This is a genomic window from Streptomyces sp. NPDC033174 (assembly GCF_055577795.1).
Genome location: NZ_JBVIPQ010000001.1, coordinates 106,299 through 113,982, shown reverse-complemented (window position 1 = coordinate 113,982; position 7,684 = coordinate 106,299). Strand labels below are relative to the sequence as shown.

Here is a 7,684-nt window from a genome sequence, read left to right as displayed (position 1 = left end):
TTTGTGAGTGCCCGTTCCCTTGTGGGAGAGGGATGGTGCAAAAAATCTTGGTTGGTGGTCTGACTCTTGAGAGAGGTCCCCCCCCCCCCCCCCTCCCCTCCCGGAGCGGCGCCGGGGCCCTGCGTGGCACCGGGAGCCCGCCGGACCCCGCCCGACACCTGAGACCGGTTCGCCCCCGCCCGCCCCCGCCGGTTAGGTTTCCCTCATGACCGACACGACTGCTACACGCACCACCGGCGCCGTCGCCGCCGGCCTCGCCACCATCGCCGGCGACGGTACCGTTCTCGACACCTGGTTCCCCGCCCCCGAACTCTCCGCCGAGCCCGGCCCGGCCGGGAGCCGGCGGCTCTCCCCCGAGGAGGCGGTGAACGCGCTGGGCGCGGGCGCCGCCAAGGCGCTCGGGGTCGACGGGCGGCGCGGTGTCGAGGTGGTCGCCGTGCGTACGGTCATCGGGTCGCTCGACGACAAGCCGCTCGACGCGCACGACGCCTACCTGCGTCTCCACCTGCTCTCCCACCGGCTGGTGCAGCCGCACGGTGTGAGCCTGGACGGCCTGTTCGGGCTGCTCGCCAATGTCGCCTGGACCTCGCTCGGTCCGGTCGCCGTCGACGACATCGAGAAGGTGCGGCTCAACGCCCGCGCCGAGGGTCTGCACCTCCAGGTGACCAGCATCGACAAGTTCCCGCGGATGACCGACTACGTCGCGCCGAAGGGCGTCCGGATCGCCGACGCCGACCGCGTACGGCTCGGCGCGCACCTCGCCTCGGGCACCACCGTCATGCACGAGGGCTTCGTCAACTTCAACGCCGGTACCCTCGGCACGTCGATGGTCGAGGGCCGGATCTCCGCCGGTGTCGTCGTCGGTGACGGCTCCGACATCGGCGGCGGCGCGTCCACCATGGGCACCCTCTCCGGTGGTGGCAACGTCCGTATCACCATCGGTGAGCGCTGCCTGGTAGGCGCCGAGGCGGGCGTCGGGATCGCGCTCGGCGACGAGTGCGTCGTCGAGGCCGGCCTGTACGTCACCGCCGGTACGCGCGTCACGCTGCCCGACGGCCAGATCGTCAAGGCCCGTGAGCTCTCCGGAGCGAACAACATCCTCTTCCGCCGCAACTCGGTGACCGGCACCGTCGAGGCCCGCCCGAACAACGCGGTCTGGGGTGGACTGAACGAGGTACTCCACAGCCACAACTGATCGGAGTGACTCCGCGTTGAAAGATCGACGCGGAGTCACACGAACAGCGAGGCGGGGAGTACGGCATGAGGACGAGAACCGGTCGCGTGGTCGTCGGTGTGCTCACGGCGGCGGCGGTCCTGCTGCCGGCCGGGGCGGCCGCCGCGGACGAGACGCACCAGGACTCGCACAACGGCCCGCAGGTGATGCTGCTGTCGACGGGTCAGATCGACGACCCGCTCGAGGACGTCCTGGAGCACGCGACGCTCCTCGGCGCCACCCAGGTCTCCGGCTGAGCGGCCGGGGTCAGCGAGCCCCGGTCAGCACCTCGTGAGCGGCCCGCAGCCCGTCGACCGTCTCCCGGTCGGCGGGCTGCAGCGGTTCGCGGACGAAACAGTTCAGCAGCGCCTTGGCGGTCACCGTCCCCGGCAGCCCGGACGCCATCATCAGCTCGACGAGCGGCAGCGTGCGCTGGTTGAGCCGCGTCGCCTCCGCGGTGTCGCCCGCGTCGAAGGCGTCGAGGACCGCCCGCATGGGGCGTGGCGCGACGTTCGCGACCGTACTGACGTAGCCGGCGGCCCCGACGGCGTACAGCGGCAGGTTCGCCTCCTCGCTTCCCGAGTAGTACGCGAGCGAGGTGCGGGCGATCAGCCTCGAGCTCGCCAGCAGGTCGCCCGAGCAGTCCTTGACCGCCACGATCCGGGGGTGGCCGGCCAGCCGCAGCATCGTCTCCGGCTCGATGCGGGTGCCCGTGCGGCCGGGGATGTCGTACAGCATCAGCGGAATGCCCGAGGCGTCCGCCACCCGCCTGAAGTGGGCCTCCACGGCGGGCTGTGGCGGGCGGCTGTAGTACGGCGTCACGACCAGGAGGCCGTTCGCGCCCGCCTCCTCGGCCTGCCGGGCCAGCTCGACCGTGTGCCGGGTGTCCGCCGTGCCGATGCCCGCGACGACGTGCACGCCGTCGCCGACCTCCTCGCGCACGGCCCGTACCAGCGCGGCCTTCTCGGCGTCGGTGGTCGTCGGTGACTCGCCGGTGGTCCCGTTCAGGACGAGTCCGTCGCAGCCCTCCGCGACGAGGTGTGCGGCGTGCTTGCGGGCGCTGTCCAGATGCAGGTCGCCGGAGGAGGTGAAGGGAGTGATCATCGCGCAGAGGGCGCGGCCGAAGGGTCGCTCAGGGCTCATCCGAGCAGTCTCGACGCCAACGATCGTGAAGGTCCACTTAGTTCTGCTTGTGACGACCGCTAAGCAGGAGTGAAGTGACCTCACCCACGCCTCGTACATGACCGGCGAGGTGCTCCTCCTCGACGGCAGCGGCCATCCGGTGTGAGCACACCACCCCGGCGGACTGAGCCGCGAGTGGTCACAGGCTCAGCTTGAAACCGTCGTGGTTGCGCGCGAATCCCAGGGAGGCGTAGAAGCGGTGGGCGTCCTCACGGCGCTTGTGGCTCGTCAACTGGACCAGCGCGCAGCCGCGTTCCCGCGCCCGCTCCACGGCCCGGACCATCAGCTCGCGACCGAGGCCGCCGCCGCGCCGGTCCGCCCGGACGCGGACCGCCTCGATGAGGGCCCGCTCGGCGCCGCCCCTGCCCAGACCCGGGATGTACGTCGCCTGGAGGCAGCCGACGACGGTGTCGCCGTCGGCCAGGACCAGCATCTCGTTGCGCGGGTCGCTCCGGATCGCCGCGAAGGCCCGCTCGTACGCCTCGTCGACCACGACGGTCGCCGGGTCCACGATCCGCTCCTCGTCGGCGAGAAGGGCCAGGATCGCGGGCAGGTCGGCGCGGCCGGCCGGGCGAAGGATCATGGCGCGCAGTGTCACACGGTGCGGTATTGACCTCAAGTCCGGTTGATGTTCGACGCTGGTTCCACGGCCGCACCGCAGGGGTGCGGCGCAGGAGGAGGCAGCGCCATGACCACCAGCACCACAGGCACCACTGTCCGCACGGGAACGAACGCCCGCCCCGACCTCTCCCGCCCCGGCGTCGGCGTCGTCAAGGCCAGCACCTGGCGGGTCGGGACGGCCGAGCGCCAGCGGGCGGCCGTCGACGCCATCGCCGAGGCCTGGGGGAGCCGGCCCTGGCCGGACGCCGGACTGCTCTCCTACACCGTGCACACCGGCTCCGACGGGGACACCCTGCTGCACTACTCGCAGTGGCGCAGCGAGGAGGCGTACCAGCACTTCGTCCGCACCTTCCGCGACGACCGGAACGCCGAGATCGACGCGGCCGTACCCGGCATCGATCGGGTCGCCCTCCACTCGTACGAGCTGTACCGCGGCGGCGCGCTGAACGAGGACGACACCCGGACGCCCGGCTGTGTCGTCATCGTCGACGTCCAGTTCGACGGGCCGGACCCGGACCGGCAGAGGGACTGGGTCGACGGCGTCCTCGAAGCGCTGGAGTCGGACCCGGCGATCCATCCCGGCGGGATCTCCGGCCACTTCCACATCAGCCTGGACGGGACCAGGGTCCTCAACTACGCGGAGTGGGAGAGCGAGCAGGCCCACATCGAGGCGCTCGGCGCGCCCGGCGAGGGGGTGGGTTCACCGACGCCGCAGTGGGACAGGGTCAGGAACTACCCCGGCGTGACTGCCGGCGGCGTGCGGCGCTACACGCCCGCGCTGAGCCTCAGCGCGGACGTGTAGCGGGTACGCAACCGGGTGCCGGCCGGCCGGGCTACGGCCGGAAGCGCAGCACCTGCGGGTCGTGGTCGCTGTCCTGCTCGGCGAACTCCGCGTTGATGTGCACGCTGTCGTACTCGAAGTCGTCGATCGACGGGCTGACCAGGATCTGGTCCAGCACCTGGCTGTTGCCCTGGAAGACGTACGAGTACCGCTCGCTGCGCGGCAGCGACTTCACCGCCGGGTAGAGCGCGCCGCCGTCGGTCAGCGCCTTCGCCGTCGCCGAGAACTCGAAGTCGTTGATGTCACCGAGGACGAGCACGTCGGCGTTGCGCTGCACCTTCAGGATGTCCTTGACGAAGGTGTTCACCGCCTGCGCCTGCTGGAGACGCTTGGCCTCGGAGGAACGATTCGGCGGCTGGTGGTGCGAGACCAGCGACTCGTCGCCGCCCTTCGAGCCGAAGTGGTTGGCGATGACGAAGACCGTGCGGCCGCGGAAGGTGAACTCGCCGCCGAGCGGCTTGCGGCTGTTGTCCCACGCCGCGTTCGCCGGGTCGATCCGGCCGGGGGAGAGGGTCAGGGCCGCGCGGCCCCGCTCCCCGCGCACCACCCCGGTCGCCGTCAGCGCGTCGCCACCGGCGCGGTCGGTGAACGACACCCGCTCCGGGTTGAAGAGGAAGACCTGACGGATGTTGCCGCCGGGCTCGCCGCCGTCCTTGTTGTTCTCCGGGTCGATGGACCGCGACTCGTACGCGGGGCCGCCGGCCGCGGCGATCGCCGCCGTGAACCTGCGCACCGTCTCGCCGGCCGCGACCGTGCCGTCGTTCTTGGCGCCGTTGTCGTCCTGGATCTCCTCCAGGGCGAGGATGTCCGGCGACGCGAGGTTGTCGACCACGGCCTTGGCCAGCGCGTCGAACTTCTCCTGCGGGTCGGACGGGTCCAGGTTCTCCACGTTGTACGTGGCCACCGCGAGCTCGCCGCGGCGCTGCTCGCGGGTCTTCTCGCGCTCCAGGCCGCCGTCGGTGACCGTGCCGAGGGTGCGGGCGGTGAGGGTGTAGCCGCCGAACTGGTTGAAGTCCAGCGGGCCTTCGGTGGTGCCCGTCAGCACGTCGCCGACGTTCGCCTTCGGGAAGGGCTGCTGCGCGATCGGCGTCAGCGACTGGATCTGGAGCCGGCCGGTGTTCTGCGAGGTGTACGAGCCGTAGACCGTGCCGCCGCGCCGGTTGTCGTGCTCGTACGGCTTCACCGTCACCCACAGCTCGGAGTACGGGTCGGTGGCGCCGACCACGCGCGAGGAGCCGATCCTGACGTTGGTGCCCTCCAGGGACTCGTAGTAGTCCAGGGCGAAGGCGCCGGGCTGGAGCGGGAGGGCGTTGATCGAGCCACCGGCCGCCGGGTCGCCCTCGGGGGCGTACGCGGAGGGGACCGACTTCGCGGAGATCGTGACGGCCTCGGGGACCGGGTTGCCGGAGGAGACCACGGTCACGGTCGGCTTGGTGATCTGGGTGAGCGACTGGTTGCCGGAGTTCACACCGCCGGGGACGTACTCGCCGACCGTGCCGGAGACCTTGACCTGGTCGCCGACGGCGACGGTCGGCGCGGTGCCGGTGTAGACGAAAATGCCCTCGCTGGTGGCCGGGTTGTCGTCGCCCTGCGGGTCCTGGAACCAGAAGCCGCGGGAGCCGTACGTCCGCACACCGGTGACGACGCCCGTGACATCGGCGACCGTCTGCCCGGTCAGCGGGGAGGTCCGGGTGGTGCCCTGGATGTCATGGATGCGGGTCGCCACGGCGTCGTCGGCCGAGGCGGCGGACGAACCGGCGAGAAGGCCGGCGGCGAGAGCGGCGGCGACGACGGCGGAGACCGCCGCGGTTCTCGGTATGGAGGAACGCATCAAGGTACTCCGGAGGTACTTGGAGGATGTGGGGATGTCTACGCGCGTCAATCTCTTGTGCGAGCCCAGGAGTTGTCAAGAGCAGCCGGAGGTTGAAAGGTGTACGGGGGCTGACGAGTTCATGAACCGGCAGGCATGGGGGCAATTGCGTCTACGCTTGGGGCCGCCTGGACCACGTACGTCCCCGAGGAGAGACCCCTGATGGCATCGGACCGCCCCACCCTGCCGCCCGTACGGCTGCATTCGGACGCGGAGCTGGCGCGGGACGCCCTCGCCACCCCGCTGCTGTCACGGGCCGTCCGCCTCGCCCGCTGGGCCGGGCCGGAGACCAGGGTCGGCGCGGGCGGCGAACTCGTCGACGAGCAACTGCCCCTCGCCGCCGAGGTGCTGGGCCTCGGGGCGGACGAGGAGGGCGCGGCGTACGCGAGCGAGGCATGGCGGTTGGCCGTGGACACCGGACTCCTCGACGTCGAGGACCCGCGGGGCGACGACGGGACGGGCGCCGGCGCGGTGACCGCGGGGGAGAACCTCGCCCTCGTCACCGGCGCGCCGCAGGACGTGCTCTCGCTCTGGCTGGACGGCCTGGACGTGGTCTTCGCAGACGCCACCGCACCTCTCTTCGACGACCTCGCCGATGTCGTCGGAGAGGACGGAGAGATCGACTTCGACAGGCTCGACTGGGACCCGGAGGCGGAGACCGAGTTCCTGGAGGGCGTCCTCGGCAACCTCTATCTGCTCACCGTCAGCGAGGGCGGCGCGGGCGAGGGCCCGGTACCGCTGCCGGCGCTCGCCGCGTCCGTGATCATCCCCGACGACATGGTGGAGCCCACCGACGACGTCCTGGAGCAGGTGTCGGAGGCGATGATGCGCCTCGACGACCAGTTCCGGCTGCTCGAACCGATCGGGCTCGTCGCCTACAAGCCGGTGGACGAGGCCCTGATGGCCGAGGAGGGTGAGGAGCCCACCCCGTCGGGGGACGCCCTCGACGAGGAGGACGTGGCCCGGTACGGGATGGTCAGGCTCACCCCGCTCGGCCTCTACGGCATCCGCTCCCGGATGCTGGAGGCGGGCGTGGTCGCGCCGGCGGTCGGCGAACTGGCCGACAAGAGCGCGGACGCGCTCCTGGACGGCGTGGCGCACTACCCCGAGCCGGCCGCGCGGGCCGAGACGGAGCAGTGGCTGGCCCGCCGTGAACCGCTGGCCGGCGCGCGGGAACTGCTCGCCGCGGCCCGGGGCGACGACGCCGGCTCCCCGCTGCGCCGCCTCCACTGCCAGCAGGCGCTCACGCTCGTCGGCGGCGAGGCCGAGCCCGCCGTCCGCGAGGTCCTGGACGACCCGGAACTGGGCGGTCTCGCCCGCGTCTGGCTCGCCGAGCGGGGCGCGGCGGACATTCCCGCGCCGCCCGAGTCCATGATCTTCTGGCTGGCCGTCGACACGATCGCGGCCCAGCTCGACGCGAACGGCGACCTGGAGGAGCTCCAGGACCTGGTGGAGGGCCTGACGGGCCGGCACAGCGGCTTCTTCGAGGCGGCGTGGCGGGTGGAGCACCCGGCGACCGCGGAGGTGCTGGAGGCGATGGGCCGACTGCACCGGGACAAGAAGTCGGCCAAGGAGGCCCGTAAGGCGGCGTTCAAGGCGCGCTCACGGGCGGCCGGCTGACCGGCGCGCCACGATAAATCCCGTGGCACGCCACCGGGTTCTCCCCCTACAGTGATCCACGTCCAGGTGCGACAGGCAGGACCTACTTCCACTCATAATGGGGAGGCCGCGGGTTCGATTCCCGCCGCCGGCACTCGTGCCGGTGTAGCTCAGTGGCAGAGCACCAACCGTCGGTTCCGCCGGCCTTGAACTCTGGACACCACAACGTCACGCACCTCCCGGTGCGCCGGCAGCGGCTACTTCACTCCAACGAAATCACGCCGCCGCCACCTTTGATCTCGGGAGGCACAGCATGCGTCGTGGGTGCCCGGTGCGCAGGCAACGGATACTTCATGGG

At 71.4% G+C, this 7,684-nt stretch carries 7 protein-coding genes; 4 read left to right on the top strand and 3 right to left on the bottom strand.

Annotation, left to right across the window (positions count from 1 at the left end; translation table 11 throughout):
* The first annotated feature begins 205 nt into the window (after window positions 1-205).
* A complete protein-coding gene (dapD, locus tag ACZ5VC_RS00570) occupies window positions 206-1,195 on the top strand; it encodes a 2,3,4,5-tetrahydropyridine-2,6-dicarboxylate N-succinyltransferase (RefSeq protein ID WP_469117953.1) in 990 nt (329 codons plus the stop codon).
* A gap of 65 nt (window positions 1,196-1,260) precedes the next feature.
* Window positions 1,261-1,470 (top strand): hypothetical protein, encoded by a 210-nt coding sequence (locus tag ACZ5VC_RS00565; RefSeq protein ID WP_469117952.1) that lies wholly within the window; start codon window positions 1,261-1,263, stop codon window positions 1,468-1,470.
* 10 nt (window positions 1,471-1,480) lie between these two features.
* Here ACZ5VC_RS00565 and dapA read toward each other — a convergent pair whose 3' ends face one another.
* Together dapA and ACZ5VC_RS00555 are read right to left on the bottom strand one after the other, a co-directional pair.
* Window positions 1,481-2,356, bottom strand: coding sequence for a 4-hydroxy-tetrahydrodipicolinate synthase (gene dapA / locus ACZ5VC_RS00560; RefSeq protein ID WP_469117951.1), 876 nt, complete (start codon window positions 2,354-2,356; stop codon window positions 1,481-1,483).
* A 178-nt stretch (window positions 2,357-2,534) separates the two neighbouring features.
* Complete coding sequence (locus ACZ5VC_RS00555; RefSeq protein ID WP_469117950.1) at window positions 2,535-2,978, bottom strand: GNAT family N-acetyltransferase; 444 nt, start codon at window positions 2,976-2,978, stop codon at window positions 2,535-2,537.
* A 105-nt stretch (window positions 2,979-3,083) separates the two neighbouring features.
* Here ACZ5VC_RS00555 and ACZ5VC_RS00550 point away from each other — a divergent pair, with 105 nt between their 5' ends.
* Window positions 3,084-3,818 (top strand): antibiotic biosynthesis monooxygenase, encoded by a 735-nt coding sequence (locus ACZ5VC_RS00550; RefSeq protein WP_469117949.1) that lies wholly within the window; start codon window positions 3,084-3,086, stop codon window positions 3,816-3,818.
* A 31-nt stretch (window positions 3,819-3,849) separates the two neighbouring features.
* On the opposite strand, the gene ACZ5VC_RS00545 is transcribed toward ACZ5VC_RS00550, so the two are convergent.
* The gene (locus ACZ5VC_RS00545; RefSeq protein WP_469117948.1) at window positions 3,850-5,688 is read right to left on the bottom strand and encodes an endonuclease/exonuclease/phosphatase family protein; all 1,839 of its coding nucleotides are present in this window, start codon (window positions 5,686-5,688) and stop codon (window positions 3,850-3,852) included.
* Between the two features lie 201 nt (window positions 5,689-5,889).
* Between ACZ5VC_RS00545 and ACZ5VC_RS00540 the strand changes: the two genes are divergently transcribed.
* Window positions 5,890-7,347 carry a hypothetical protein gene (locus tag ACZ5VC_RS00540; RefSeq protein ID WP_469117947.1) on the top strand — a complete coding sequence of 486 codons (1,458 nt, stop codon included), beginning with the start codon at window positions 5,890-5,892 and terminating at the stop codon, window positions 7,345-7,347.
* The last annotated feature ends 337 nt before the right edge of the window (window positions 7,348-7,684 follow it).